Here is a 25789-nt window from a genome sequence, read left to right as displayed (position 1 = left end):
ATCTTTCCGATCCGTGCTATCACGTCGTTCCGGTTATCTGTCAATTTCACCGAACACAATATCTTGTGTACCAATAATTGCGACCAAGTCAGCAATCATATGACCTCGCGTCATCTCATCCAGCGCGGCCAGATGCGGAAAGCCTGGCGCCCGAATTTTCAAACGATAAGGCTTATTGGCGCCATCAGACACCATATAAATCCCAAACTCACCTTTAGGATGCTCTACCGCCGCATACGCCTCACCTGCAGGCACATGGAAGCCTTCGGTAAACAACTTGAAGTGGTGAATCAAATCTTCCATATTGGTTTTCATGCCTTCGCGGTTAGGCGGTGCAATCTTGTTGTCATCCGTGATGACCGCGCCCGGATTTTTGCGCAACCAGTCGATACACTGTTTGATGATGCGGTTAGATTGGCGCATCTCTTCCACGCGCACCAGGTAACGGTCATAACAATCGCCATTCACACCAATAGGGATATCGAAATCCATTTTGTCGTAGACTTCATACGGCTGCTTTTTGCGCAAATCCCAAGCAATACCAGAGCCGCGCAACATGGCGCCAGTTAAACCCAACGCCAGCGCACGCTCTGGCGTCACCACGCCGATGCCCACGGTACGCTGCTTCCAGATACGGTTATCAGTCAACAGGGTTTCATACTCATCGACATAAGTAGGAAAACGGTTGGTAAAGTCTTCGATGAAGTCCAGCATGGAACCCTGGCGGTTCTCATTGAGTTTTTTGATTTCATCGGCACTACGGAATTTGGTCGTTTCGTGCTGCGGCATTTTTTCCGGCAGGTCACGATAAACACCGCCTGGACGGTAATAAGCCGCATGCATACGCGCGCCAGATACCGCCTCATAGACGTCGAACAAGTCTTCACGCTCGCGGAATGCATACAAAAACACCGTCATGGCGCCGACGTCCAGCGCATGCGCGCCCAACCACAGCAGGTGATTGAGGATACGCGTGATTTCATCAAACATGACACGGATATATTGCGCACGCACCGGTACATCAATACCCAGCATTTTTTCAATCGCCATCACATAAGCATGCTCATTCGCCATCATGGACACATAGTCCAAACGGTCCATGTAAGGCACACTTTGCAGATAAGTGCGGTTTTCAGCCAGTTTTTCCGTGCCGCGATGCAGCAAGCCAATATGCGGGTCAGCGCGTTGAATCACTTCACCGTCAAGCTCCAGCACCAGACGCAATACCCCGTGTGCCGCAGGGTGCTGCGGACCGAAGTTCATCGTATAGTTTTTAATTTCAGCCATGGTGCGCACCTTCGTCACGAATCACACGCGGCACATTGTTACGCTGCTCTATAGACACTGGCTGATAAATCACGCGCTGTTGCACCGGGTCATAACGCATTTCAACATTACCAATCATAGGGAAATCTTTGCGGAAAGGATGACCAACAAACCCGTAATCCGTCAGCAAGCGACGTAAATCAGGGTGGTTCTCAAACATAATGCCGTAGAGGTCAAACGCTTCGCGCTCAAACCAGTTGGCTACCGGCCAGATATCCACCAAGGTCGGAAATACCGGAAAATCATCATCGGCAGCAAAGGCACGGATACGCACACGCTGATTCAAGCTCACAGAAAGCAAATGCAGCACCACGGCGTAGCGCTGACCTTCCCAACGGCCATCACCGTAATCAGAATAATCTACGCCACATAAGTCAATCAGCTGTTCAAATTTAAGCTCAGCATGTGTTTTCAATCGTTCAGTCACAGCCAGCAGGTGTTTCACATGGACTTCCACTGTGATCTCACCCAGCTTTTGCTCCAGCCTGACCACACCATCACCCAAGGCCAACTTGAGCTGCGCGGACAAATGTTCGAGTTTTGCGGACATAGTTTAATTTCTTGGGCTTAAGTATTCTGGATAATCGATCAACATCAGGTTCGGGCGATGGTATTGGTGCGTCTGATTTTCTTTTGCAGCTGGATAATGCCGTATAACAAGGCTTCAGCTGTAGGCGGGCAACCAGGCACATAAACATCCACGGGCACGATGCGGTCACAGCCACGTACCACCGCATAAGAATAATGATAATAGCCACCGCCGTTGGCACAGCTCCCCATGGAGATTACCCAGCGCGGCTCAGCCATCTGATCATAAACCTTGCGCAAGGCCGGTGCCATTTTGTTCACCAGCGTACCGGCGACAATCATCACGTCAGACTGGCGCGGACTCGGACGGAACACAATGCCAAAGCGGTCCAGATCGTAACGCGAAGCACCGGCATGCATCATTTCCACTGCACAACAGGCCAGACCAAACGTCATCGGCCATAAAGAGCCCGTGCGAGTATAGTTAATCACCGTGTCTAGCGTGGTAGTGACAAACCCTTTTTCCAATACGCCTTCAATGCTCATTTTGCATTAATCCCATTCAAGGGCGCCCTTCATCCATTCAAAGATGAAGCCGACCACCAATACAAACAAAAAGACCATCATTGCCCAGAAGCCGGCAGACCCAATTTCCTGAATCACCACCGCCCACGGGAAAAGAAATGCAATTTCGAGATCAAACAGAATAAACAGAATGGCGACCAGATAATAACGTACATCGAACTTCATACGCGCATCTTCAAACGCTTCAAAGCCGCACTCATAAGGGGAGTTTTTTTCCGCATCAGGTTTGTGCGGAGAGAGAATTTTACCTGCAATCAACGGCCCCAAGCCTACGCCCAGGCCGACCAGGATAAACATCAGAATTGGGAAATAGTTTTCTAACACTGATTTGCCTTAATCGATCATGTTAACAAGTGATTTCAATGCATCATACCCAACAGCACATTGAAATACTCCCAAATAACCAATTCCCATCCAGCCACGTCGCAAAACAACATGGGACTGGTGCCGTCGGCGAGACTCGAACTCGCACGACTTTCGTCACTACCCCCTCAAGATAGCGTGTCTACCAATTCCACCACGACGGCTAAGTATTAATTAGGAATATCTTTGGGTGTATTTTCAACCGGCTTAACTGCTTCCGCAGCCTCACCTTTGGCCGGAGCCTGTTGTGTCAACGCAGATTTAACCACGCTGCCAGAACTTGCTTTATGACTGGACATAAATGCCAGCGTCAAGCTAGTTGCAAAAAACACTGTAATAAAAATCGATGTCAGCTTGCTGAGCAAGTTAGAAGAGCCGGACACCCCGAACAAACTGCCGGAGGCACCACTTCCAAAGGCGGCACCCATATCGGCGCCCTTGCCATGCTGTAATAAGACCAAGCCAATCACGGCAGCCGCTGCCAGCACATGAATGACGAGAATGACATTTTCCATATTTCTTTAATCCATAATTAAATAACGATTAAGCTTTTGGCATCTTCGCTATCTAGATGACGCTATTTTCAGGAACGGCCTGACATATTTTTATAAATTGCTCAACATCTAGAGAGCAACGGCCAACCAGCGCGCCATCTATTTCCTTCTGATTTAATAATTGTACCGCATTTTGCGGGTTTACGCTGCCCCCGTAGAGGATTTTTAAGCTATCCGCCGCGGTTTTATCTGCGGCTGCAACGGTGTCACGAATAAACTGGTGCATGGCCACAGCTTGCTCAGCAGAGGCCGCCAGGCCGGTGCCGATAGCCCAGATCGGCTCATAAGACACGATAGTGTGCGCAAACGCCTCACCGCCAAACAACCGGATAATGGTTTCAAGCTGCTTACCAACCACACGCTCCATCACGCCAGCTTCACGCTCCAGCAAAGTTTCACCAACACACAAGATCGGGATTAAGCCATGGCGCTTGGCCATCATGAATTTTTCGGCAATATTTTCATCCGACTCGCAATAGGCAGTACTACGCTCGGAGTGGCCGATAATGACATGGTGTGCACCAAAGTCACGCAGCATTTCCGCGCTCACTTCGCCGGTATAAGCACCCTCTTCATACTTGGCAATATTTTGCGCCCCCCAGGCGACGGAGGTGCCGGCCAGCACAGATTGCACTTGTGCCAGATAAGGGTAAGGCACGCACACCACCACATCGGTTTGCGGTAAGCATTGCAAGCCTTGCAGATAGCCATCAAGCAGCGCCTGGTTGCGGACCAGGCTGCCATGCATTTTCCAATTGGCAACAACAAGTTTGCGTGGGGATAAAGGGGTGATATCAGAGCGGGACATGCAGAAATTAACTCACAATGTGCGGAGCGTTAGCTCGGTTGAATTCGCGTTGCGCGAATTTTACGCCCGCATACAGTGAGCGGCAAGCACAACAGGGCATATTCAACGAATCAGCAGCATTCGTGCAACATACCCTTTGCGAATCCATTAAGCCGTTAAAAACGGATAGTCAGTATAACCATGCTCGGTACCACCATAAAAAGTCGCTGAGTCTGCTGTATTGAGAGACGCATTGCTAGCAAAACGCGCCACCAGGTCGGGGTTGGCAATAAACGGCACCCCGTAAGCCACCGCATCGGCATGACCGCTGGCAATCGCCGCATCACCGCGTGCCTTGTCATAACTCAGGTTAGCGATATAGCCCTGATTAAACAGCTGACGGAATGTCGCAAAGTCAAACGGCTCAGACTCGCCACCACCATGAATGCCACCTTCCACCGCATGCAGGTAAGCCAGGTTGAATGGATTCAATGCCTGCGCAACATAATTGAACGTCTGCTGCGGCTGACTATCTCGCATGTCATTGAATGGATTCACCGGAGACAAACGCACACCGACTTTATCGGCGCCTATGGTATTGACCACGGCCTGCACCACCTCAAGTAAAAAGCGCGTACGGTTTTCAAGGGAGCCGCCATATTGATCCTGGCGCTGATTGCTACCATCACGCAAAAACTGGTCTAGCAGATAGCCATTCGCCGCATGCACTTCCACGCCATCAAACCCTGCTGCAATGGCACAACGTGTGGCGTGCACATAATCCTGCACAATGCCAGCCAACTCAGCAACATCCAACGCCCGTGGCGTTACGTAATCTTGCAAACCCTGATAAGTAAACGCCTGACCGGCAGGCTTCAAGGCCGAAGGCGCGACAGGTGTAGCCTGATTAGGCAACAGACTCGGATGCGAAATACGACCCACATGCCACAACTGAATCACAATTTTGCCGCCCTTGGCATGCACGGCATCGGTGACCTTCTTCCAGCCCGCGACTTGTGCGTCCGTATAAATGCCTGGCAACGCCGGATAACCATGCGCCATTGGCGAGATCGGTGTAGCCTCAGTAATAATCAGGCCTGCCGTTGCGCGCTGCTCGTAATAGGTGACGTTCATTGCCTGTGGCACACCGCCCTCGCCCGCACGATTGCGCGTCAGTGGCGCCATGACGACGCGGTTTTGCAAGGCAATATTGCCCAACTTGACTGGGGAAAACAAATCCAATGCCATTTACCTGCTCCTTTAAAGGTGAGTAGTCGCGCAGGCACTTCGCCTGCGCAGCCACTTGCTTAATTACGCTTACTTGGCTTTCACGCCTTCAATCAGCAAGGTGATTTCAATATCATCCCCCACAGGCGCGTTCGCACCTGCTGCCCAGCCAAAACCATAATCTGAAGCCTTGATAGTCAAATGACCTTCAAAACCCGCACGTTGGCCGCCCCATGGGTCTGAACCATAACCCAATACTTTGACCGGAATATCCACCACTTTGGTCACGCCATGGATGGTCAATTTGCCTTGCATCACCGCCTGCGTCTGGCTGCTGGCGGTAAACTTGGTGCTTTCAAACAGAATTTGCGTGTACTTGCCCACATCCAGGTATTTGTCCGCCTTGATATGCTCGTCACGCTTGCCGAAACCGGTATTCACACTGCTGACATTAATCGCCGCACGCACAGTAGCCGTGTTCAGGTTGGCAGGATCCAGCGTCACCACGCCGGTCACATCGTTAAAAGTACCCGTAGTTTTTGACACCACATGGCGAATACTGAAGTTAGCAAAGCTATGGGTAGCATCGATGTTGTAGGTGTCGGTCGCCGCCCACACCTGTGAAGCTGTTAACAAACCCAGCGCAAGAATGATTTTTTTCACTTATAGTCTCCTTCGTTTTTAGTTAATCGCTGCGTTATGCAGATTTTGAAAATCGCTTGGTCGTCGTTGCCACACGCTCACCCAAGTGCTCAGCCGTCAGCAAATCACTCTGAATCGGTGCCAAATCCGGGCCTTGATCGGAGTTGGCCTGCGCCATGGCGCCCAAAAAGCTACCCAAACGATTTAAGTCGTTGACCGAACCATTGCTGTGATTGTTCCCAGGCAGCAAACCCAAACTGACCCAAATCATGCCATGCTGGGCTGCAAAGACTGACAATTGCGCTAAGGTGTTTAACTTATCACCACTCTGGCTGGCCGAAGTGGTGAAACCTGCGGCAATTTTGTCTTGCCAGTCACGCGTAAACCAGGCTTTAGAACTGGCATCCATAAAGGCTTTAAATTGCGCAGAAGCAGAGCCCATATAGGTTGGGCTACCAAAAATAATCGCATCGCTGGCCTTGAGCAAATCCCATTGCTGCTGCGCCTCATCCACCGTCAGCAGATTCACCGTCACGCCCGCCACTTTTTGTGCGCCACGCGCCACTGCTTTAGCCTGCTCGGCCGTGTGCCCATAACCACTATGATAAACAATTGAAACCTGAGTCATTTTTTTGCTCCTTATCAATAATTCAAAATCAATAATTCAAACGATTATTCGCCAACTTGCGGCAAATCAAACCACAACACTTCACTCTCATTGACAGCGCGCATACTCAACTCACTCGCCGCATCCACCGTCAACGCATCACCCGCTTGCAGGCGCTGGCCATCTATCTCCACTTCGCCACGGGCAATATGCAGATAAGCAGAGCGGCCTGCCATGACATGTACAGGCAAAGCCGCATCGGCACTTAACACCGTGGCATACAATGACACATCCTGATGTACTTTTAATGACCCTGCCTGCGCCCCCGGCGAAGCAATCAGCGCCCAGCGGTTTTGCTTTTCCGCCAAAGGGATGGTTTTGTCTTCATAGCCGGGCGTCAGCCCCAAAGTGTCAGGCGTAATCCATATCTGCAACAAATGGGCAGTGGTTTGCGCGGAAGCATTCATTTCACTGTGGCGCACACCGGTGCCTGCCGTCATGCGCTGCACATCACCGGCGCGTATCACTTCACTATGGCCCATGCTATCGGTATGCCGCAGTTCACCTGCCAGCATATAGGTGATGATTTCCATGTCCTGATGGCCATGCATACCAAAACCGGTCGTTGGCGCAACTTTGTCATCATTGATCACGCGCAACACCGAATATCCCATATGCTCAGGATCGTAATAACTGGCGAATGAAAAGCTGTGAAAGCTTTCCAGCCAGCCATGGTTAGCGTAACCACGTGTATTGGAAGGGCGAACATGTAACATTTATTCACTCCATTTGAAAGATTAACTGTATGATAAAAAAACACTTAATCTTTTGATAGCAAAACATTTTGCATCTCTTGTTCAGTTTTTTTGATTAACCTCACATGACAATCAAACTCAGTCTCGAAGCCCTGGAGGTCATTGATGCCATCGACCGCAAAGGCAGCTTTGCCGCCGCAGCCGAATCCCTTTATCGCGTGCCTTCTGCACTAACCTACACCATTCGCAGGCTGGAAGAAGATCTGGGGCTGGAATTATTTGACCGTAGCGGTCATCGCGCCACACTCACACAAGCAGGCCTCGAACTGCTGAAAGAAGGCCGCTACCTGCTGGACGCGGCACACACACTGGAACGACGCGTGCAGCGTATTGCTACGGGCGTAGAAACCGATATCTCCATTGCAATCAGCGACCTGTTCGATTTCAAGCCCATCCTGCATATCCTGCAAGACTTTTACCAGCAAGGATTCGGCACCCGTATCAAGTTACTGCGTGAAGTCTACGGCGGTAGCTGGGACGCATTACAATCTGGCCGGGCTGATATTTCAATCGGCGCGCCCGGTGATGCGCCACCCGGTGGGGTATTCTCCACCCATTTGCTCGGCCAACTGGAATTTGTATTTGCCGTGGCGCCGCACCACCCCTTGGCAGCGCTGCCAGAACCATTGAGCGCCAGCGATATTGTGCAACATCGCGTGGTAGCCGCGGCCGACAGCTCACGCAACCTGCCACCACGCACCTCAGGCATTCTCTCCGGCCAGGACATTCTGACGGTACCGGATATGCACACCAAATTGCAGGCACAAATTTCCGGCATTGCCATTGGCTACCTGCCAAAATCCCTGGCCCAGGCCGCCGCAGAAAACGGGCAACTCATAATTAAACAGGTATCTGAGCCCAAGCCGGTTGGCCCCACATTTATTGCCTGGCGCCAGCAACGTCCATCTGAAATGGGCAAAGCCATGCAGTGGCTGCTAAAACAATGTTCGCAACTGCCATTGGAGCAATTGCTGAGCAAATGATTTATCATCATCTATGTATGATGAAATGGACGCAATATGTCACAAGAACAACTGCCTGAAGAATTCGAACCGCTTAACCGTATTGCCATTAAAGCCATGCTTTGGCTCAATGGCCTGGCGCATATCATTATTGGATTGGCGCTGGCGACTTCAGTCATCATGTTCACCTGGCTGTTTTTTCTCGACGTCAAAGAAGCCGCCTACGCCCACAACCTGGTACATGGTTTTTTGCGCGCGCTAGGCACGCTGATGTTGCTATGGTCGATCTCGGCCCTGATTTCTGCTGAAATCCGCTATCTGCGCGGCCACAAACTGCTGGTAGAAACTTTTATTGAAGTCGTACTGGTCATGTTTTTGCGCAAACTGATCGTGCTACCGGTACAAGACGCGACACCCACCTATGAAGAAATCGGCATCTGGCTGGCAGGTGCTTTTATTATGGGGCTGGTGTACATCCTGATTCGTCTGGCCGATAAAAGCAGCAGCAGGTAACCAGCACATGCAAGATGAAGACTTTATGCGCCAGGCCATGACGCTGGCAGCCGAAGCTGCTACTCTGGGGGAGGTCCCGGTCGGTGCCGTCGTTGTCAAAGATGGCATCATCATTGGCAAAGGCCGTAACGCACCGATCAGCCTCAACGACCCGACTGCACATGCCGAAATCCAGGCCATGCGCGAGGCCGCCCAACACCTGGGCAATTACCGCCTGGTAGACTGCACACTCTACGTCACACTGGAGCCCTGTGCCATGTGCAGCGGCGCCATCCAGCATGCCCGTATCGCACGGTTAGTGTATGGCGCCAGCGATCCTAAAACCGGCTGCTGCGGCAGTGTGGTGAATCTCATGGCTGAACAGAAACTGAATCACCATTGCCAAGTCAGCAGCGACATACTGGCCGCAGAATGTGGCGCGCTGTTGAGTGATTTTTTCAGGCAACGCAGACTGGAAAAATCAAAAGTTTGATTCATTACCGAACACAGCATCTTTAAAAACAACAAACCCGCCATTGGCGGGTTTGTTTTCACTACTTAATTAAACGCAATTAAGCAGATTTACGACGGCGAACAACAGCGCCCATCAACCCCAACCCAGCCATGAACATAGCATAGGTTTCAGCTTCTGGCACTTGAGTCACCGCAAAACCACTCAACCACATATCTTGGCGAATACGACCACCTTCATTTGTAGAGGCACCTTGCACGATATGCACTGCGTTGCTTACCCACTCATAAGAATAGTTATTGGCACTAAAGCTGATCAAATACAAACCACTGTTAGGGTTGTCTTCACCAATACTTACGTCTGTACGAATAGCCACTTTGTCAGCGTCATAATATGCGCCTGTCGCGGCAGTTGTTGCATTGTATGATGCAATATAGTCAGAACGTGAAGGATCACGCAAACGATAACCATCAGCAGGTGCAGCGCCATAAACATCTGAAGCATATACCCAAGCTGCAGACAATGTACCTGTATAGTCAGCAAAACCGCTACGTACGATAGAGTTGATCTCTGTAATACCGTTTGTGTTGTTATCTAACTGGAAATAGCTACCAATGATGTAGGAGTTAGTAGCACTATCAAGCCATACAGAATCAATGAAAGAGCCAACAACTGCACTATTCACTGGTGAGTAAACAGTAGAAGTTTGTGTTGCTTGCAATGTCCAGGTTGATGGCAGATCAACACCCAGGTAAAACGCATCAGTACCTGTATTATTAGTGCTGCCAGGTGTACGTGCACCGGTATTCACAAGATCAACAAAACCACCAGCATAGGCGCTAGAGCTTGCTGCCAGCGTAAATGCTGCAATAGCAAAAGATTGTTTCAACATAGTTGCTTTCATAGTATTATTTCCTCACAAATTGTCATTAATTAGATGGCGGGGTAGCTTGTGCTCCCCGCTCTTTTTTTCATGGCATATTGTTTTAATAAGCCAATTATTTTGATTTACGGCGACGGGCCGCAACGCCAACTACACCAAGTCCGGCCATCATCAAGGCATAGGCGTCGGCTTCTGGCACTGGAGTAGCAATAAAGCCAGTAAGGAAGCCACCAACAACAGCTTGCCCCTCTTCACCTGCCTGATAGTATCCAATTGCATTTGCGCCAAGACCATAATTAACTGCATCTGTTTTCACCAGATACAAACCAGACCAAGGATTACCTTCGGAAACACTGATATCAGCCTTTTGACGCACGATGCCATCAACATAGCTCACTGATGAGTTATAAGTAATATCGCTTGTTTGGCCTGCTTGATACATACGCAAATCATAGTCACTTAAAAAAGTCCATGATGTAGAAACATTACCGCCTGCACCTTGGCGATACAGGTAATTCACCTCTTGATCGTTGTCTACCAAGTTCAAATAGCGAGTACCAAACACCAGCTTGCCATCCAGACTATCGCGATAAACATAATCAAACACAGTCGCTTGAGGAATACCGGGCAACAGCGTGACATTTTCAGTGATTTTATAATCCACCAGCGTCAATGTACCAAAGGTTGAATTCGCACCAGTAAATGCTCTGTAATTCAACGTACTCGCGATGGTGCCGTTATCTGAGCCATATTCATATCCAGCCAGATAAGTGGTTGAAGCCAGGTTTTCAATATAAAATTTGTCAGCATTCAGGCTATTGGCACCGTTGATCAAGCCACCATTAGCCAATGTCAAATTAGTGCCATTACCACTGGTCAACGTCACAAACTGACCCGCATTTGCAGCATTGACGCCAAGAGCCATTAAGGTGGCAAGCATTGCTATTTTTAACTTCATCCATCTTCTCCTAAAAATTAAGCTTTCGAATTGTTGTCACGAGCAACCTTCATGACGGAGCGCTCGCGCTTAACTGCTCCCAAACTCTGGATATTTTTTTACACCAAAAACGGCTTATAACAGTTCATTCACTCTCTGCAAAAGATATGCCACTTGATCTACCGCTCATAAAAATCATAGGTAAACTCTTGTCAACTCACCAAAAAAAACCCATAACCAATTGTTTTTTATTGGAAAAATTTGGCTGATGTCGAAAGAAATATCATTAACAACGACATAAATATGCGAGTAGCTGCAAGTCAGATATATCAACTTAGAACTGACATGGCTTAAATGAACCACCCTTGGCTGTTCTTAACCACCAAAAGAAAAAAGCCGACATCATTAGATATCAGCTTTTACGATACATTTGACGACACTAGTCTTTTAGAGCCTTGTTTTTCCAGTCCCAATCAAGAGAGACGCCAATCCATATGGCCCTGGGAGCGCCTGGACCAATAAAGGTTGTATTGTTCCATGAGCTTGAATTGGTTTGAAAGTTGCCACTGGCGCTAAATGGATTCCGACCAAGTGCACCCGCAGTAGAATATTCACGATCGAATATATTATCGAACTTTAAATAGGCATTGACGCCGGGTCTGAATTTATAATTTGCTCTCAGATTAAATACGGCATACCCGGCAGTGGAGCCATCGCCTATGTAATCATAACGCTCCCCAGGCAAAGCGTCGCGTGGCTGATGCCTATTGTTTTCATTACCGCGCACATAAGCTGAGGAATGCATCACCATAGATAACGTAGCATCAAACTTATCAGTAAAACGATGATTCCAGTTCGCTTGAATAATGTGATTGGGCATGCCGGGTATCTCATCCCCCGAGCGCACATCAACAAATGCCTGTGCGGCATTTCCTGCGGAAGTTTGGCCGTTAGTACTATTGGCATCGTTAATGATGCGCGCTGAAGACTCAAATGTTGCGGCCATCAAGGTGTAATTGAGACTAAACTTATCCTGGTCAAAATTCCCTTTAAACCCCATTTCCAAGCCTTCGCGCAGAGTTCGCCCAAAGTTGTTAAAAACACCGCGGTTTTTTCGTCCCAAAGGTACAAATAAAATATCGTCAGTGATTTCTGTTCTGAAATACCCGATATTCCAGTCCCAGCCCCCATTTTCACCGCGCAAGCCGGTCTCATAAGCCGTTGAGCGAATTTGCTTTAAATACGGATCAGATGATAAAGAAGTTGGAATTGAGCAGCCGAATTGATAGTTGGTACTCCCCGGCGCATTACTTTTAGTCGGATCGTTTGCACACCCGAGTTCGATTACTGTTGGGGTTCGCGCTCCCCGGCTCACGTTTGCATAGGTAGAAAGATTATCTTTAACCTCCCAGGTAACACCCAGTGAAGGATTAAAGCTGCGGTAATCATAATCACCTTCACTACATATAAAACGGCCCCTACTCGGACTAACATCGCCAGGAACCAAGCACTTTTGCCTGACTGGCCTAAGATCATTCGTCGTAAAGTTATAAAACTCTTTCCCAGAGTCTGACACCAAGGTATTTTTAACATTTGCCCAATTCATACGAGCCCCCATACTGATATGTACATTATCAGTCGGTGACCAAGTATCAAAAATAAATGCACTCTCAGTCTTGCTAGTTCCCTTGAGCTTATTTCTGACAATCGTCATGTACGCGGGAAAATATCCAAAGTCACCAAAAACAGGGTCAGTCACAACTGACACTGAATGGTCGGCATCATTTATTTCGCCAAGCTGCTGTGACTGCAAGAAATCCACCTTGTTCGTATCGAGGGATACGCCTGCAACAATTTGATGTTTCTCAAGGTCAAAAGCAGCCTGAAGTGTAAAACCATCACTAGCCTGATTAAGATTTGAATAGTTAAAAAGCCCATTAATCTTACCGGCATCAACAACGCCGTCACCATCAACATCATCCCCCCAAGCTGAAACCAACTGCCTGTAAGCGTCATAAACATCAGCACTGACCGCCGTCTGATTCATTTTCCTCTTATAAGCCATGCCAGATAAAGTTAATGTATCATTCACATACCAGCTACCACTAAAGTTGTAATGCTCTAGCGAGTTTTTCACCGCATCGGGTGATGTAAATACCTGCTCCCGATCCTGCGCAGCCATCTCAAATGGCAACATGCCATTCCCAACTAATGCGGTATCAACATTCAATGCAGTTAGATTAAATTCAGCCTTATCAAACCTCAAAGTCGCCTTGTTAAACAATTGGCGCACATTACTAGGTGAGTTATCCCTCCAACCATCCTCTTTAAAATGGTTGTAAGCAGTAAAAAAGCCAAACTGCCCGTTGTTCACCCCGTTTGACAACTGGAATTGATCTCTCCCCCAAGCGCCGGTTAGATATTGAGAGCGGAAATAATTGTCTGAGAATCCATCTTTTGTTCGAATCGCGAGCGCTCCCCCAATAGTATTCAAGCCAAATAATGGATTAGAGCCAGGAATTAAATTCAGACTTGAAATGGCATTCATGGGAATAAGATCCCAGTTCACAACCTCACCGAATGCCTCGTTAATCCGCACCCCATCCAGATAGACAGAAATACCCTGTGGTGTTCCTATGGCAGGCGATGCCGTAAACCCACGGAAATTCAAATCTTGCTGAAATGGATTACCCGCATAATCATTCGTTGTCACAGACTGGAGATTACCATTCATAAACTCCGTTATATTGAGGGCTTTAGTCTCTTCAATTTCTTTGGATGTAGCGCTTTGAATATTTGTAGTTGCTGTCGCCTTATCAATTGGCACGCCTGGCAACGGTGTAATAATCTTCAAGCGCTTGGCCTTAACCTCAATTTCGTCTAACTGAATTGTCTTATTCGAATCCGTTGTGTTTTTATTGTTATTAGATGGTTTCTCACCACTGTCATCAGCTGCCATTGAGACACAAGAATACGCGGCAAGAAACAGCACCGACTTTATTTTTTTATTTAACATACTTCCCCTCCGCAGGGGAAGATTGCAAAAATCAAACCATCTCAACCAAGATAATTAGATCAACATAATCAGACAGTTACGATTTAATTAATCTTTACAACCACTTTTAACGGTTGCTGGCAGCCGCTTTGGCTGCAATAAACCATACAGAGCAAACCATTTGCTACGCAATAAACATCGCGCAAATAAAAAAGCCCGCGTTAAGCGGGCTTTTGTTTCATAACAACCAGTTTATTGCTTAAGTAGATTTTCTGCGGCGCACAATAGAACCCATAATGCCCAAACCAGCGAGCATCATGGCAGCCGTTTCGGCTTCTGGCACTGAGGCGACTGAGACATTCAATAGCAATGCCCCCATGTTGTCACCACCACCATTTTTAAATACGACCGAGGCTAATGAGTTAGAAGCAAAGTTCACAGTACGTGTATAAACAGTAACTGGCGCATCAGAAGTCAGGTTAAAGGTTTCGTTATAGCTACCAAAACTGACGTCTACTGTATTTGACTCACCACGTGTACTGCCGGACAAGACGAACTCCAGTGTATACGTCCCGGCAGCCACATTCAGGGCTTTGGAGCTAAAGTCACCGGCGTCACTTGTACTGCCGTCCAAATCGATATATAAGCCGTTACCAGGGTAGAAATCAAAATAGCCATTACCAATTACATCGACTGTGCCGTTGGTCACGGTCCAGTTACCAGCAAAATCAGTCACATTTAAACCAGCGGTATAACTATCAAAATTATCTGAAAAAATCACTGCGGACTGAGCAGGTGCTGATAATGCGCCACACACAGCAACCGCACACAAAGTTTTTGTTACTACTGACATACATCCCCCTTCTCAACCGTTGTAAAAATTAGAACGACAACTGTATGCCTGATATGTATTTAATGCAATACCCCAAATGGGCTAATAAAAAACCCGCCAATTGGCGGGTTTTTTATTTGAATCTTAATCTATGCTTAATCGCGGTTGCCCAGTAAAGCAAGCAGGATGTTCAACAAGTTAACAAACAGGTTGTAGATATCCAGATACAGATTCAGGGTTGCCATCACATAGTTGGTTTGACCACCACGTACGATCTGGTTGACGTCATACAAAATGTAGCCTGAGAAAATGAGTACGGATACACCAGAAATGGCCAGTGACAAAGCAGGAATCTGGAAGAACATATTAGCCAAACCAGCCACAATCGCCAGGATCAGGCCGATCATGAGGAACTTGCCCATGCCGCTGAAATCACGCGCAGGTGAAGAACCGATGGCAGCCAGACTCAGGAAAGTAATCCCTGTACCGGCAGCAGCCAGACCAACGATCTCGGCACCGTTACGCAGATGCAGTGCAAATTGCAGAATCGGGCCTAACATCACGCCGAAAACAAAGGTCATGGCCAACAACAACCAGACGCCTACACCACTATTCTGGTTCACAGCGATCAGCTTGAACATGCCGAACATCACGGCCATAAAGCCAATGGCAAACATGAACGGATGTGCGGCCATCCAGCCAAAATTCATTTGCATGCCGACATAAGCACCAATCACCGTCGGCACCATGCTCAAGCCGAGCAAAGCATATGTATTACGCAGCACGCGATTTTGCGCCGCGGATACATTACTCTCACGACCTAAAACTTGCATATCTGACATAGTGTTTTTTCCTCTCAATAAAACTTTTTTAAAACTTACTTAGGATTAAGATAATGGCAAACGCACAAAGTTTCAAGTTTTAATCATGACATTTGTGTGAAGCTCTCGGTTAACTACAGCTTCCAGATCGCGTAACAAACCAATGCAATCAAAATGATACGTGTGATTTGATACACATTTTTATTCCACTTTTTAAAACGACGGCGATATTGCCCAACGACCCAGGCATAGTGGAACAAACGGTTAATCACGCCAGTTTGGTCTCCTGCTTCGTTCGGTGAACTAGCGGCAGTGACAATGGTATTCGCCAGGAAACGATTGATTGCCTGTGCCCAGCCATAGCGCATGGGGCGCTCAATATCGCAGAACAGAATCACACGCGTTTCGTCGGTCTTGTTATACGCTTCATGGATATAGGTTTCGTCAAACATCACCGCCTGGCCATCGCGCCAGCTATAGTCTTCACCATCGACACGGATAAAACACTGGTCATTATTAGGCGTCGCCAAGCCCAAATGAAAACGCAAGGAGCCCGCGTACGGGTCACGGTGCGGGCGCAGATGCGCACCTGGCGGCAACTCGGCAAACATGGCCGCTTTCACACTGGGAATACTTTGCAACAAAGCCACTGTTTTCGGGCAATAAATGCTGGCAGAAGGATGATGTGCGTCATACCATTTAAGGTAGAAACGCTTCCAGCCGGTTTTAAAAAATGAGTTAAAACCCGCGTCGTTATTGGTTTGTGCCGCCGCAATGCGCTCTTGTTCACGCACGTGCAAAGCTTCTTCACGAATTTCCTGCCAACGGTCGGTGATTAACTTCAACTCAGGGAACTCATTCACCGACAAATAAGGCGTGGTCGGTGCTTTTGAGAACAGGTATAAAAACACATTAAACGGTGACACGATGCCTGAGTGGTCAAACACCTGGCGGTAAAAACGATGCCGCACTTTACCGCGAAAGTGAACATAACTGACTGAGGATAAGAATATCCCGAGAATAATCCATTTCATAATCGATACCGTTGCTTACACAGTTATTAGATTGCTATCAATAATAGACTAGCTTAGCGCATCACCGTTGATTCAGGCAAACAAATCAGACTCTTTTTGACCGACCATGGCCACCCTTTTTATTGCATCCACATAATAAGCAGATTCACGCAAACCAACCATGTCCTGCGGATGGTGCCCGCCATGCATGCGCGCCAGGCGCGCAATACTTTGTGCCGAGATTTTCCAGTCCAGGTTTGCCAGTAATTCATCTGCCAAATCAGGGCGGTTACATAGCAAGACCATATCGCAACCCGCACTCAACGCCGCCAAGGTGCGCGCTGTCACATCGCCAGCGACGGTCGCACCTTCCATGCTCAAATCATCACTGAAAATCACGCCATTAAAGCCCAGGCGTTCACGCAATACCTTCTGTAACCAGCGCGGTGAAAATCCGGCAGGTTTTTCGTCTACTTTAGGGTAAATCACATGCGCAGGCATCACTGCGTGCAAGCCTTCGTCTATCATGCGTACAAAGGGCTGCATGTCGTTTTGCGCAATCTGGTCAAACTCGCGCTCATCGACCGGGATGCTCACATGCGAATCGGCCACCACAAAGCCATGACCGGGAAAATGCTTGCCCACTGCAGCCATACCGGCTTTTTTCAAGCCTTGCATCAAACTGAACGCCAACTCGTTGATCGCTTGCGGGTCGCGGTGAAACGCACGGTCACCGATGACCAGGCTGTCACCATAATCCATGTCCAGCACCGGCGTAAAACTGAAATCCACACCATGCGCACGCAACTCGGCGCCCAGCACATAGCCGGCCTCCACCGCCAGCTCTTTGGCCTTACGTGGATTTTTGTCCCAGATATGGCCAAATTCACGCATGGGCGGAATCTTGCTAAAGCCTTCCCTGAAACGCTGTACCCGGCCGCCTTCATGATCAACTGCAATTAACAACGGCGGCTGACGCACGGCATGGATGCTTGCCGTCAGCGCCCTGAGTTGCTCGCAACTCTCAAAGTTACGCGCAAACAAAATCACCCCGCCTACCAGCGGATGTTGCAAACGGCGGATGTCATCAGCAGTGAGCTCTTTGCCAACCACATCCAGCATGACGGGACCTAAAGACATAACATATTCCTATTGTTCAAATTTCAAGCACATTTTAATCGATAAAGACTGGTGATTTCTTTGGCACGTGCCTCATACAAAGGGTCAGACTGATCACTGGCCTTGGCATGTTTAGGCGCGATATCCAGCTTTTCAACAACCTGTAAACCCGCCTCATTGATCCACGCTGCCAATGCCTCAGGCTGACGCAAGCCAATATGCTCGGCTAAATCCGACATCACCAGCCATGCTTCACCATCGGCGGTTAAATGCGTTTTCAAACCACTTAAAAACCCTTTAAGCATACGGCTATCCGGGTCATACACCGCATGCTCAATCGGCGCATTGGCTTTCGCAGGTAGCCAGGGTGGGTTACAGACAATCAGGTCGGCTTGCCCTTCCGGGAACAAGTCTGCTGGCAGGACCTGAATATTGGTTTGCATATTCAAGCGTTGCACATTCTCTGCAGCACACGCTAATGCGCGTGGATTATTGTCTGTGGCAAGCACCTGTTTCACGCCCCGTGCCACCAAAATGGCGGCAATTACCCCGGTACCAGTACCGATATCCCAGGCCACTTGCGGGCTGTTAAGAGGAGCCTGATCTATGAGATCAAGATACTCACCACGCACAGGGGAATACACCCCGTAATAAGCGTGGATACTGGCATTGAGCGCATGAATCTGCACGCCTTTTTTACGCCATTCATGCGCGCCCACCATGCCCAGCAGCTCACGTAATGAAAGCACCAGCCTTGCGGGCAGTTTGTCGGTTTTTTCGTCCACAATCAACGCGCCTTGCACCGCAGCCTTCACATCAGGGGCGCGAGGCAAATCGCAAACCCCGTACTTGAGTTCAATCAATACTTTATTCGTGATATTGGCACGGCCAATCTGGCGCGCGCGATGCTGGTGAAAAGCTTCGAGCATGGTCGCTGCCGGTTTAACCGGTTTGCGGTCTACGCGGCGCGTAATGGCCTGTAACAGTTGTTTGGCATTTTGAAAGTCACCGCGATAAAGCAATGCAGTGCCCTCACAAGCCAGGCGGTACGCCTCATCCGCTTTGGTGGTATCGTCCGCGATCACCACCGCTTTCGGCGGCGGGTTCCCTGCTTCAGATTGCCAGTCAGCGGCTTGCGTCTTTTTTTGTTCGTACCAGTTAATCAGGTTCAATGGGGTTCCGATAATGAGAAGTTATTAAATGTGGCCAGTTTAAAGCTTAAACGGGCTAAAGTCGGTGTGGGTATCGTAATAATCTTCATTTTCTGCACGTTTGAGAAATGCGACTATTTTGTAGGTGACTGGCGTAAAAGCAACTTCTACCAATACTTTGGCCGTGAATTGTGCCAGCACGATTTGCGGCATCATGGCATCGGGGAATTCGCCAGAACCATAAAACGCCAGCGGGAAAAACAGGATGGTGTCGACTGCTTCGCCAAAAATGGTCGAGCCTATGGTGCGGCTCCATAACCAGCGGCCCTGGGTCAGGATTTTCATTTTGGCCAACACAAACGAGTTGACGAACTCGCCAGCCACAAACGATACCAGCGAGGCAATGGCAATGCGGGCCGTGGAGCCGAACACCGATTGATAGGCCGCCTGGTCGTGCCATTCTGGCGCCGGTGGCAAGGCTACGATCACCCATGCCATTAGGCTGGCAAAGGCCAGGCAGATAAACCCGGTCCAGATTACGCGGCGCGAGGCGGCATAACCGTATACTTCGGTCAGGATGTCACCAAAAATAAAGCTGATTGGGAAAAACATAATGCCGGCGCCAAACGTCAGCGCCCCCAGTAAGGGCACATGAACCTCGGTAATTTTGCCAGGGCCGATGAGATTGGAGCAGACCAACACCACGGCAAACGCCGCCATGATCAGGTCATAGTAACGATACTGTTTTCTCATGAATGACCTTTTCCAATCATCTAGCCCTCGCTGCGCACATCCAGTTTGTCACGCAATACATCGCCGCCCAGGTTAATGGCCAGGATCAGGCTCATCATGCACACGCCGACAGTGAGCACATAGTGTGGTGCCACCAGCATAAAACGCACAGCATCGCGCAACATGGCTCCCCAGGAGGCATTGGGCGCCTGTACTCCCAAACCAAGAAACGACAATGACGCCTCGGCAATCATGACACTGGCCATACTGTAAGCTGCTTCTACCAGCAAGATCGATATCAGTAGCGGAAAAATATGCAATAACATCACCCGCAAGCTGCTGGCACCTAAAGACTCCGCCGCCAACACATGCAAGCGCTGGCGCAATGCCAGTGACTGGCCACGAGACAACCTGGCGTAAGTCACCCAGCCGGTCAGGCACAGCGCAAGAATCAGGTTATTAATTCCCGCGCCCAGTACCGCCGCAAACGCAATCGCAAGCAACATCCCGGGAAACGCGAGGAAAATATTAGTGACTTGCATCAGTACGGCATCCAGCCTGCCGCCTTTATACCCGGCCACCAGGCCGATGCTCAGGCCAACCGTCATCGTCACGGCAGTGACAACCACGGTGACCAGAAAAGAAACCTCTACCCCGCGAATCACGCGCGCCAGAATATCGCGCCCCAAATCGTCTGTGCCTAGCCAATGTTGCAGACTCGGCCATTGCAGAATGGCGTTAAGGTCAATCTGGTTGGGATTCAAACCAATCGCATGCCCCAGCAGCACGGCAAGTAGCCAAAAGCTCAAAGTCAGCAACGAAAAGGCTTTCATGCTGCGCCTCGCGTGCGCGGGTCCAGCCAGCGATAAACCACATCCGTCACCTGATTGATCAGCACATAACTAAACGCCACCACCAGCACACAGGCCTGGGTCACCGGGTAATCGCGTTTTTCAATGCTGTCTACCAGCAAGCGGCCGATACCGTTCCAGCTAAAAATGGTTTCGGTAATCACCGCGCCGGCCAATAAGCTACCCATTTGCAAACCGACAATGGTGACCAATGGCAACAAGGCTGCACGCAAAGCGTGTTTCAATAATACTTGTCGCTCACTCAAACCTTTGGCACGGGCAGTGCGGATGTAGTCCTCATTCAATACTTCCAGCAGGCTGGTACGGGTCATGCGCGTCAAAATGGCGCTTAAGCCCAGCCCCAACGTCATTGCTGGCAACACGATGCTGGTAGCGTTCGCCATGCCACTCACAGGCAACCAGCCTAGCCAGACCGCAAATACCAGCATCAACACCGGTCCCAGCCAGAACGCAGGCATCGCCGCCAGGCGGATACTCAACATGGTGATCATCACATCTTGCCAATGCCCGGCCTTGAGCGCAGACCAGATGCCTAATGGAATACCGATAGACAGCCCTATTGCTAATGCAACCACAGCCAGTAATAACGTGGCCGGGTAGGCCTGCCATAACAGTTGCGAGATCGGGGTTTGTGTGTGGATAGAGGTACCAAAATCCCCTTGCAGCAGATGCATCACATACTGGCCGAACTGCACCAGCACAGGCTGATCCAGCCCCAGTTGCGCTTTGAGTGCGGTGCGGTCAGCAGCACTGGCAGACTCACCCAGCATGACATCCACCGGGTCGCCCGGCACCAGATGCAGCAAGGCGAAGGTCAGGCATAGCACCCCGAAGACCACGGGCAATAGTGTGGCAAAGCGCTTAATCATCCGCCTCACAAATGTTAACGGTGGTACCGACGGGCACCAGCTCGAACAATTCGATCAGGTCCGCATTGCGCATGCGTACGCAGCCATGTGAACCGGGCACACCCAGCACAGTCGCCTCCGGCGTGCCGTGGATATAGATATAGCGTTGCATGGTATCGACATTACCCAAGCGGTTTTTGCCCGGCTCAGTGCCACTCAACCAAAGAATGCGGGTTAAAATCCAGTCGCGGTCAGGAAATTGCTCTTTTAGTGCCGGAGTAAATATTTCCCCGGTCGGGCGGCGCCGAACAAACACGGTATTTTCAGCTGCCCCGCTACCGATTTTGGCGCGGATAATGTGCACACCCAATGGCGTACAGCCACTGTTTTTAATACAGCCGACACCATTGGCCGCCGTAGAGACGTCATAGCGCGTCACTTGTCCGCCATTGTCGTCAAACACCGTCAGTGTTTGCGCCGGGATAGAAATTTCAATATGCATAACCATTATTCTAAGCGATTTGCCCGTGATAGACGGAGATTTGATGCAACACGGTCTCTGGCAATAAAAATTCCATTAAAATCCGATTCACTCGCTTAGTTATTTTATTCATCGCTAGACTCAGGGCAATCGCATGGCACATCACGAATTACACTTTTTACAACGCAGCGGCTGGCTGCGCGCGGCTGTGCTGGGCGCCAACGATGGCATTATTTCTACCGCCAGCCTGCTGATGGGCGTAGCTGCGGCTGGTGCCACGTACCAAGCCTTGCTCATGACCGGTGTCGCCGGGCTGGTGGCAGGTGCGCTTTCCATGGCTGCAGGCGAATATGTATCAGTGAGTTCACAAACGGATATCGAACAGGCAGACCTAGCCCGTGAAGCCGAAGAGTTAAAGGAAAACCCGGAAAGCGAATTGCGTGAGCTGACTGGTATTTATATCCAGCGCGGCTTATCTCCCGAACTGGCTAAACAAGTGGCACAAGCGCTATCAACACATGACTCACTGGCCGCGCATGCGCGTGATGAGCTGGGCCTGCACGACATCAACCAAGCGCAGCCATTACAAGCCGCGCTGGCCTCGGCGCTGGCCTTTGCCAGCGGTGCCATCTTGCCACTGATCACCGCCTGGCTGGCACCGCATACACAAGCACAAACCTGGTTAACGGTGAGCACTTTGCCGTTTTTAGCCTTGCTGGGGATTGTCGCTGCGCGCACCGGTGGCGCCAGCATCGTGAAAAGTGTCAGTCGTGTCGTGATTTGGGGCGCACTCGCCATGGCAGCCACGGCGCTGATCGGTCACTGGTTTGGCGTCAATCCGTGATCCGTCACCCCAATAAGCACTAGTCTTTAGCCGCTTTAAAAACCACGTGTGCCAGACCGTCCAGATTGCCGTCTGGCATGGGCTGGTAAGCCGCAATGGTATTACGGTAGGCGACAAACTGCCCTTCATACCATAGCGGGATCACTGGCAATTGACTATGAATGCGCTGCGTCACCGCTGGCCAATCCTCTTTTTCCAACAATTGATCCAGCACGCCATCCTGATAGCGGCCACGGTTGAAGCCCTGTGGCGGCAAGCTATTAGAAGCAAATACCTGACTGTAAATCTCCGGTGTTTTAATGCCAACCCAGGTCAGGCCATACAGCTGAAAATTACCTTTTTGCACATCGGCAAAAAAAGTGCCCCAATCCAGGCTCTTGATTTGCAGGTCTATGCCCGCCTCCTGCATTTGCGCCTGCAAAATCGTCGCTAGCCGCACACGCTGAGGATCGGTGCTGGTTTTATAAGTCAGCGTCAGTGGCAACTTAATGCCTGCAGATTGCAATAATTGCCTGGCCAGTGCCGGTTGATAAGGGTAAGGCTGCAAAGCCAGATTACCGGCATAATGCTCGGGCGGCAAGATGGCACTGGCCTGGCGGCTATGGCTGACCATGACTTTATCAATAATCGCCTGGGTATCAATCGCGTAGGCAATCGCGCGCCTGACGCGTGCATCGCGCAGAAAATCGGCCTGTACATTCAACCCTAGATAAGAATAATTGGCACCTACCCCAGTTTTCACCGTGACATTAGGCTGTTTTTGCAGATACTTAACCAGCTCTGGCGGCAAATCTCCCTGAATCAAATCAGCTTCACCGCGTTTGAGTTTAAGTACCCGCACATTGGGGTCTTTCACTTCGTCAAAACGCACGTTGAGGCCATCACTTAAGCGCTGCAACTGCAATGCTGACTGCCACTGATCCAGTTTAAACGGCCCGCTACCCACAGGCGCATGGCCAAAGTCGTGCCCGGTCGCAATCAGGCGGGCTGGCAAAATACCAACCATCAAGCGCGCAGCAAAGTGAGGGTCTGGGCGGCTGAGTTCAAAATCGATGGTGTTGGCGTCCAGCGTTGTAATCTGCTGGATATGCTTGAATTCCGCTGTGTGCGGCGAATCCTTGAGTTGTAGCAGGCTGTCGTAGGTCGCTTTCACATCCGCAGCCGTCAGCAACTGGCCATCGTGGAAGGTGGCAGATTGAGATAACTGGAAGCGGTAATGCGTCGCATCGCGCATTTGCCAGGTCGCCAGCCCAGGCACTTCGCGCGAGCGGCTGTCAAATTCCACCAGGCGCTGGTAAATCAGGCGATTAACGCGTTCAGAAGCGGCATCCGTCGCATAACGTGGATCCAGATTCACCGGGGCCTGCGCCACAGCAAACACCAGCGAACGGGGCTCGTTTGACGGCTGGCAACCACTCAACGCCCACGCTAACAACACCCCCGGCAATAACCGGCCTAACATCCTGCCCATCGCCTTAAATCTTCTCAAAAATCGCGATAGATTCAACATGCGCCGTATGCGGGAACATATTCATCACGCCAGCGGCTTGCAGGCGATAGCCTTTAGACTGCGTCAGAATCGCCGCATCGCGCGCCAGCGTCGCCGGGTTGCAAGACACGTAGACAATACGCGATGGCGCATGGCCAGCGTTGGTGTCCTCCGCATCCGGCAGTGACTTGATCAACTCAATCGCACCATCACGCGGCGGATCCACCAGCCACTTATCAAAGGCACCCAGCGACTGCAATGACTCCGGTGTCATATCGAACAAATCAGATTCAGCAAACTCAACATTGCTGACGCCATTGAGCTGTGCATTTTCCACCGCGCGTTTGACCAAGGCTTGCGATCCTTCCACACCATAGACACTGGCGCCGCTGCGTGCAATCGGTAGCGTAAAATTGCCCAGACCACAGAAAAAGTCAGCAATGCGTTCACCAGCTTGTGGCTGCAATAATTGCAGCGCACGACGAATCATGACGCGGTTAATGGCCGGGTTGACCTGGGTAAACTCAATCGGACTAAACGGATATTGCAGGTTAAATTCAGGCAAGCTGTAATGCAGCATATCACCATGCGTGAACAATGGCTTGACAGTGTCCGGACCCTTGGTTTGCGTCCACACTTGGGCGCCGTGCGTTTCTTCAAAGGTTTGCAGCAAGGCGATATCGGCCTCGGTCAGCGCTTCCATAATGCGGAACACCAATACAGTCGCATCTTCACCAACCGCCAACTCAATCTGCGGTACTGCCTGCTTGATAGACAGCTGGCCGATCAAGGCTTTCAACGGTACGATCAGGTCAGACACTGGTTGCGTCAGCACTTCACAGCTATCCATAAAAGTCACATAGCTGGTGCCTTTTTCATTAAAGCCAACCAGCACGCCGCCCTTTTTCTCCACATAACGCACACGCAAGCGAGCCTTGTGACGATAATGCCATGGCGTGCCCTGAATCGGCGGCAGCACTTTCTCGGCACGCACACGGCCGATATGCCATAAATCAGCTTCCAGCATGCGCTGCTTGGCCGCCACCTGCGCGGAAAACTCCAGATGCTGCATGGCGCAACCACCACAGGTGCCAAAATAGGCACAGCCTGGTGTCACACGCTGGCTGGACTGTTTCAGCACCTCTACCGTCGTCGCCAACTCATAGGTCGCCTTGACATGATGCGAGACAAACTTCACCTCTTCAAATGGCAATGCGCCTTCAATAAAAATGACCTTGCCATCGACATGGGTGACACCGCGACCTTCCTGGTCCAGGGATTCAATGGTGGCAATGCGGGGAGTCTGCGCTGCCCTGGCGGCAGACGACAGGTTGGAGGATCTTTGACGGTTGTTTCTCATAACCTGTTATTTTACCTGAATTGGGCATACAATCATCCAGCAAACCAATCAA

At 50.0% G+C, this 25789-nt stretch carries 28 protein-coding genes and 1 tRNA gene; 4 read left to right on the top strand and 25 right to left on the bottom strand.

The genetic code is table 11. The annotated features are described in order from the left end of the window. Positions 1-33: 33 nt before the first annotated feature. The 11 genes from OH31_RS04330 to OH31_RS04280 all read right to left on the bottom strand — a co-directional run bounded on the left by OH31_RS04330 (position 34) and on the right by OH31_RS04280 (position 7395). Entirely contained in the window at positions 34-1287 is a 1254-nt protein-coding gene (locus OH31_RS04330) for an NADH-quinone oxidoreductase subunit D (RefSeq protein WP_024929771.1), read from the bottom strand. Beyond that, positions 1280-1876: an NADH-quinone oxidoreductase subunit C gene (locus tag OH31_RS04325; protein ID WP_019881813.1), complete on the bottom strand. Its 597-nt coding sequence runs from the start codon at positions 1874-1876 to the stop codon at positions 1280-1282. Before OH31_RS04325 ends, OH31_RS04330 begins: the two co-directional genes overlap by 8 nt. Positions 1877-1920: 44 nt before the next feature. Next, complete coding sequence (locus tag OH31_RS04320; protein ID WP_019881812.1) at positions 1921-2400, bottom strand: NADH-quinone oxidoreductase subunit B family protein; 480 nt, start codon at positions 2398-2400, stop codon at positions 1921-1923. 6 nt (positions 2401-2406) lie between these two features. Next, positions 2407-2736 carry an NADH-quinone oxidoreductase subunit A gene (locus OH31_RS04315; protein WP_019881811.1) on the bottom strand — a complete coding sequence of 110 codons (330 nt, stop codon included), beginning with the start codon at positions 2734-2736 and terminating at the stop codon, positions 2407-2409. Positions 2737-2881: 145 nt separating this feature from the next. Further along, positions 2882-2966 (bottom strand) — tRNA-Leu (locus OH31_RS04310). A 6-nt stretch (positions 2967-2972) separates the two neighbouring features. Next, a complete protein-coding gene (gene secG / locus OH31_RS04305; RefSeq protein WP_019881810.1) occupies positions 2973-3317 on the bottom strand; it encodes a preprotein translocase subunit SecG in 345 nt (114 codons plus the stop codon). 52 nt (positions 3318-3369) lie between these two features. Continuing rightward, a complete protein-coding gene (gene tpiA, locus OH31_RS04300) occupies positions 3370-4164 on the bottom strand; it encodes a triose-phosphate isomerase (RefSeq protein ID WP_051502154.1) in 795 nt (264 codons plus the stop codon). Between the two features lie 147 nt (positions 4165-4311). Then, positions 4312-5391 (bottom strand): alkene reductase, encoded by a 1080-nt coding sequence (locus tag OH31_RS04295; protein ID WP_024929768.1) that lies wholly within the window; start codon positions 5389-5391, stop codon positions 4312-4314. A 69-nt stretch (positions 5392-5460) separates the two neighbouring features. Next, the gene (locus tag OH31_RS04290) at positions 5461-6033 is read right to left on the bottom strand and encodes a YceI family protein (protein ID WP_019881806.1); all 573 of its coding nucleotides are present in this window, start codon (positions 6031-6033) and stop codon (positions 5461-5463) included. Between the two features lie 34 nt (positions 6034-6067). Next, entirely contained in the window at positions 6068-6640 is a 573-nt protein-coding gene (locus tag OH31_RS04285) for a flavodoxin family protein (protein WP_024929767.1), read from the bottom strand. 44 nt (positions 6641-6684) lie between these two features. Further along, complete coding sequence (locus OH31_RS04280) at positions 6685-7395, bottom strand: pirin family protein (protein ID WP_024929766.1); 711 nt, start codon at positions 7393-7395, stop codon at positions 6685-6687. 104 nt (positions 7396-7499) lie between these two features. Here OH31_RS04280 and OH31_RS04275 point away from each other — a divergent pair, with 104 nt between their 5' ends. The 3 genes from OH31_RS04275 to tadA are packed head-to-tail and all read left to right on the top strand — an operon-like array spanning position 7500 to position 9381. Beyond that, positions 7500-8417: a LysR family transcriptional regulator gene (locus tag OH31_RS04275; protein ID WP_024929765.1), complete on the top strand. Its 918-nt coding sequence runs from the start codon at positions 7500-7502 to the stop codon at positions 8415-8417. Positions 8418-8453: 36 nt separating this feature from the next. Next, positions 8454-8909 carry a phosphate-starvation-inducible PsiE family protein gene (locus OH31_RS04270; RefSeq protein ID WP_019881802.1) on the top strand — a complete coding sequence of 152 codons (456 nt, stop codon included), beginning with the start codon at positions 8454-8456 and terminating at the stop codon, positions 8907-8909. A 7-nt stretch (positions 8910-8916) separates the two neighbouring features. Further along, complete coding sequence (gene tadA, locus OH31_RS04265) at positions 8917-9381, top strand: tRNA adenosine(34) deaminase TadA (protein ID WP_024929764.1); 465 nt, start codon at positions 8917-8919, stop codon at positions 9379-9381. Positions 9382-9460: 79 nt separating this feature from the next. Here tadA and OH31_RS04260 read toward each other — a convergent pair whose 3' ends face one another. The 12 genes from OH31_RS04260 to OH31_RS04205 all read right to left on the bottom strand — a co-directional run bounded on the left by OH31_RS04260 (position 9461) and on the right by OH31_RS04205 (position 22065). Beyond that, entirely contained in the window at positions 9461-10264 is an 804-nt protein-coding gene (locus OH31_RS04260) for a PEP-CTERM sorting domain-containing protein (protein ID WP_242402198.1), read from the bottom strand. Between the two features lie 94 nt (positions 10265-10358). After that, complete coding sequence (locus OH31_RS04255) at positions 10359-11201, bottom strand: PEP-CTERM sorting domain-containing protein (protein WP_019881799.1); 843 nt, start codon at positions 11199-11201, stop codon at positions 10359-10361. Positions 11202-11619: 418 nt separating this feature from the next. Continuing rightward, positions 11620-14196 (bottom strand): TonB-dependent receptor, encoded by a 2577-nt coding sequence (locus OH31_RS04250; protein WP_024929762.1) that lies wholly within the window; start codon positions 14194-14196, stop codon positions 11620-11622. Between the two features lie 238 nt (positions 14197-14434). Beyond that, positions 14435-15028 carry a PEP-CTERM sorting domain-containing protein gene (locus OH31_RS04245; RefSeq protein WP_024929761.1) on the bottom strand — a complete coding sequence of 198 codons (594 nt, stop codon included), beginning with the start codon at positions 15026-15028 and terminating at the stop codon, positions 14435-14437. Between the two features lie 134 nt (positions 15029-15162). Continuing rightward, positions 15163-15849 carry a Bax inhibitor-1 family protein gene (locus OH31_RS04240; RefSeq protein ID WP_019881796.1) on the bottom strand — a complete coding sequence of 229 codons (687 nt, stop codon included), beginning with the start codon at positions 15847-15849 and terminating at the stop codon, positions 15163-15165. 113 nt (positions 15850-15962) lie between these two features. Continuing rightward, the gene (lpxO, locus tag OH31_RS04235) at positions 15963-16862 is read right to left on the bottom strand and encodes a lipid A hydroxylase LpxO (RefSeq protein ID WP_036298644.1); all 900 of its coding nucleotides are present in this window, start codon (positions 16860-16862) and stop codon (positions 15963-15965) included. Positions 16863-16934: 72 nt separating this feature from the next. Further along, positions 16935-17981 (bottom strand): beta-N-acetylhexosaminidase, encoded by a 1047-nt coding sequence (gene nagZ / locus OH31_RS04230; RefSeq protein WP_024929759.1) that lies wholly within the window; start codon positions 17979-17981, stop codon positions 16935-16937. A gap of 23 nt (positions 17982-18004) precedes the next feature. Continuing rightward, on the bottom strand, positions 18005-19132 hold the full coding sequence (locus tag OH31_RS04225; RefSeq protein WP_036298640.1) for a class I SAM-dependent methyltransferase: 1128 nt from the start codon (positions 19130-19132) through the stop codon (positions 18005-18007). Between the two features lie 39 nt (positions 19133-19171). Beyond that, positions 19172-19864 (bottom strand): queuosine precursor transporter, encoded by a 693-nt coding sequence (locus OH31_RS04220; protein ID WP_024929757.1) that lies wholly within the window; start codon positions 19862-19864, stop codon positions 19172-19174. A 20-nt stretch (positions 19865-19884) separates the two neighbouring features. Continuing rightward, positions 19885-20676 (bottom strand): ABC transporter permease, encoded by a 792-nt coding sequence (locus OH31_RS04215; protein WP_024929756.1) that lies wholly within the window; start codon positions 20674-20676, stop codon positions 19885-19887. Continuing rightward, the gene (nikB, locus tag OH31_RS04210) at positions 20673-21584 is read right to left on the bottom strand and encodes a nickel ABC transporter permease (RefSeq protein WP_024929755.1); all 912 of its coding nucleotides are present in this window, start codon (positions 21582-21584) and stop codon (positions 20673-20675) included. Before nikB ends, OH31_RS04215 begins: the two co-directional genes overlap by 4 nt. Further along, positions 21577-22065 (bottom strand): L,D-transpeptidase, encoded by a 489-nt coding sequence (locus OH31_RS04205; protein WP_024929754.1) that lies wholly within the window; start codon positions 22063-22065, stop codon positions 21577-21579. Before OH31_RS04205 ends, nikB begins: the two co-directional genes overlap by 8 nt. A gap of 133 nt (positions 22066-22198) precedes the next feature. On the opposite strand from OH31_RS04205, the gene OH31_RS04200 reads away from it, so the two are divergent. Beyond that, the gene (locus tag OH31_RS04200) at positions 22199-22888 is read left to right on the top strand and encodes a VIT family protein (RefSeq protein WP_024929753.1); all 690 of its coding nucleotides are present in this window, start codon (positions 22199-22201) and stop codon (positions 22886-22888) included. A 19-nt stretch (positions 22889-22907) separates the two neighbouring features. On the opposite strand, the gene OH31_RS04195 is transcribed toward OH31_RS04200, so the two are convergent. Both OH31_RS04195 and rlmD read right to left on the bottom strand, forming a co-directional pair. Beyond that, positions 22908-24350 carry an ABC transporter substrate-binding protein gene (locus OH31_RS04195; protein WP_024929752.1) on the bottom strand — a complete coding sequence of 481 codons (1443 nt, stop codon included), beginning with the start codon at positions 24348-24350 and terminating at the stop codon, positions 22908-22910. Between the two features lie 13 nt (positions 24351-24363). Beyond that, positions 24364-25737 (bottom strand): 23S rRNA (uracil(1939)-C(5))-methyltransferase RlmD, encoded by a 1374-nt coding sequence (gene rlmD / locus OH31_RS04190; RefSeq protein ID WP_024929751.1) that lies wholly within the window; start codon positions 25735-25737, stop codon positions 24364-24366. Between the last annotated feature and the right edge of the window lie 52 nt (positions 25738-25789).

Origin of the sequence: Methylophilus sp. OH31, assembly GCF_000576615.1 — a bacterium.
Classification (GTDB): Bacteria; Pseudomonadota; Gammaproteobacteria; order Burkholderiales; family Methylophilaceae; genus Methylophilus.
This window is presented reverse-complemented; position numbering and strand designations above follow the sequence as displayed.

What these genes read in the sequence shown, in the direction of transcription:
- OH31_RS04330 (WP_024929771.1), bottom strand. Translation starts at nt 1,287, where the DNA reads ATGGCTGAAATTAAAAACTATACGATGAACTTCGGTCCGCAGCACCCT.
- OH31_RS04325 (WP_019881813.1), bottom strand. Translation starts at nt 1,876, where the DNA reads ATGTCCGCAAAACTCGAACATTTGTCCGCGCAGCTCAAGTTGGCCTTG.
- OH31_RS04320 (WP_019881812.1), bottom strand. Translation starts at nt 2,400, where the DNA reads ATGAGCATTGAAGGCGTATTGGAAAAAGGGTTTGTCACTACCACGCTA.
- OH31_RS04315 (WP_019881811.1), bottom strand. Translation starts at nt 2,736, where the DNA reads ATGTTTATCCTGGTCGGCCTGGGCGTAGGCTTGGGGCCGTTGATTGCA.
- secG (WP_019881810.1), bottom strand. Translation starts at nt 3,317, where the DNA reads ATGGAAAATGTCATTCTCGTCATTCATGTGCTGGCAGCGGCTGCCGTG.
- tpiA (WP_051502154.1), bottom strand. Translation starts at nt 4,164, where the DNA reads ATGTCCCGCTCTGATATCACCCCTTTATCCCCACGCAAACTTGTTGTT.
- OH31_RS04295 (WP_024929768.1), bottom strand. Translation starts at nt 5,391, where the DNA reads ATGGCATTGGATTTGTTTTCCCCAGTCAAGTTGGGCAATATTGCCTTG.
- OH31_RS04285 (WP_024929767.1), bottom strand. Translation starts at nt 6,640, where the DNA reads ATGACTCAGGTTTCAATTGTTTATCATAGTGGTTATGGGCACACGGCC.
- OH31_RS04280 (WP_024929766.1), bottom strand. Translation starts at nt 7,395, where the DNA reads ATGTTACATGTTCGCCCTTCCAATACACGTGGTTACGCTAACCATGGC.
- OH31_RS04275 (WP_024929765.1), top strand. Translation starts at nt 7,500, where the DNA reads ATGACAATCAAACTCAGTCTCGAAGCCCTGGAGGTCATTGATGCCATC.
- OH31_RS04270 (WP_019881802.1), top strand. Translation starts at nt 8,454, where the DNA reads ATGTCACAAGAACAACTGCCTGAAGAATTCGAACCGCTTAACCGTATT.
- tadA (WP_024929764.1), top strand. Translation starts at nt 8,917, where the DNA reads ATGCAAGATGAAGACTTTATGCGCCAGGCCATGACGCTGGCAGCCGAA.
- OH31_RS04260 (WP_242402198.1), bottom strand. Translation starts at nt 10,264, where the DNA reads ATGAAAGCAACTATGTTGAAACAATCTTTTGCTATTGCAGCATTTACG.
- OH31_RS04255 (WP_019881799.1), bottom strand. Translation starts at nt 11,201, where the DNA reads ATGAAGTTAAAAATAGCAATGCTTGCCACCTTAATGGCTCTTGGCGTC.
- OH31_RS04250 (WP_024929762.1), bottom strand. Translation starts at nt 14,196, where the DNA reads ATGTTAAATAAAAAAATAAAGTCGGTGCTGTTTCTTGCCGCGTATTCT.
- OH31_RS04245 (WP_024929761.1), bottom strand. Translation starts at nt 15,028, where the DNA reads ATGTCAGTAGTAACAAAAACTTTGTGTGCGGTTGCTGTGTGTGGCGCA.
- OH31_RS04240 (WP_019881796.1), bottom strand. Translation starts at nt 15,849, where the DNA reads ATGTCAGATATGCAAGTTTTAGGTCGTGAGAGTAATGTATCCGCGGCG.
- lpxO (WP_036298644.1), bottom strand. Translation starts at nt 16,862, where the DNA reads ATGAAATGGATTATTCTCGGGATATTCTTATCCTCAGTCAGTTATGTT.
- nagZ (WP_024929759.1), bottom strand. Translation starts at nt 17,981, where the DNA reads ATGTCTTTAGGTCCCGTCATGCTGGATGTGGTTGGCAAAGAGCTCACT.
- OH31_RS04220 (WP_024929757.1), bottom strand. Translation starts at nt 19,864, where the DNA reads ATGAGAAAACAGTATCGTTACTATGACCTGATCATGGCGGCGTTTGCC.
- OH31_RS04215 (WP_024929756.1), bottom strand. Translation starts at nt 20,676, where the DNA reads ATGAAAGCCTTTTCGTTGCTGACTTTGAGCTTTTGGCTACTTGCCGTG.
- nikB (WP_024929755.1), bottom strand. Translation starts at nt 21,584, where the DNA reads ATGATTAAGCGCTTTGCCACACTATTGCCCGTGGTCTTCGGGGTGCTA.
- OH31_RS04205 (WP_024929754.1), bottom strand. Translation starts at nt 22,065, where the DNA reads ATGCATATTGAAATTTCTATCCCGGCGCAAACACTGACGGTGTTTGAC.
- OH31_RS04200 (WP_024929753.1), top strand. Translation starts at nt 22,199, where the DNA reads ATGGCACATCACGAATTACACTTTTTACAACGCAGCGGCTGGCTGCGC.
- OH31_RS04195 (WP_024929752.1), bottom strand. Translation starts at nt 24,350, where the DNA reads ATGTTAGGCCGGTTATTGCCGGGGGTGTTGTTAGCGTGGGCGTTGAGT.
- rlmD (WP_024929751.1), bottom strand. Translation starts at nt 25,737, where the DNA reads ATGAGAAACAACCGTCAAAGATCCTCCAACCTGTCGTCTGCCGCCAGG.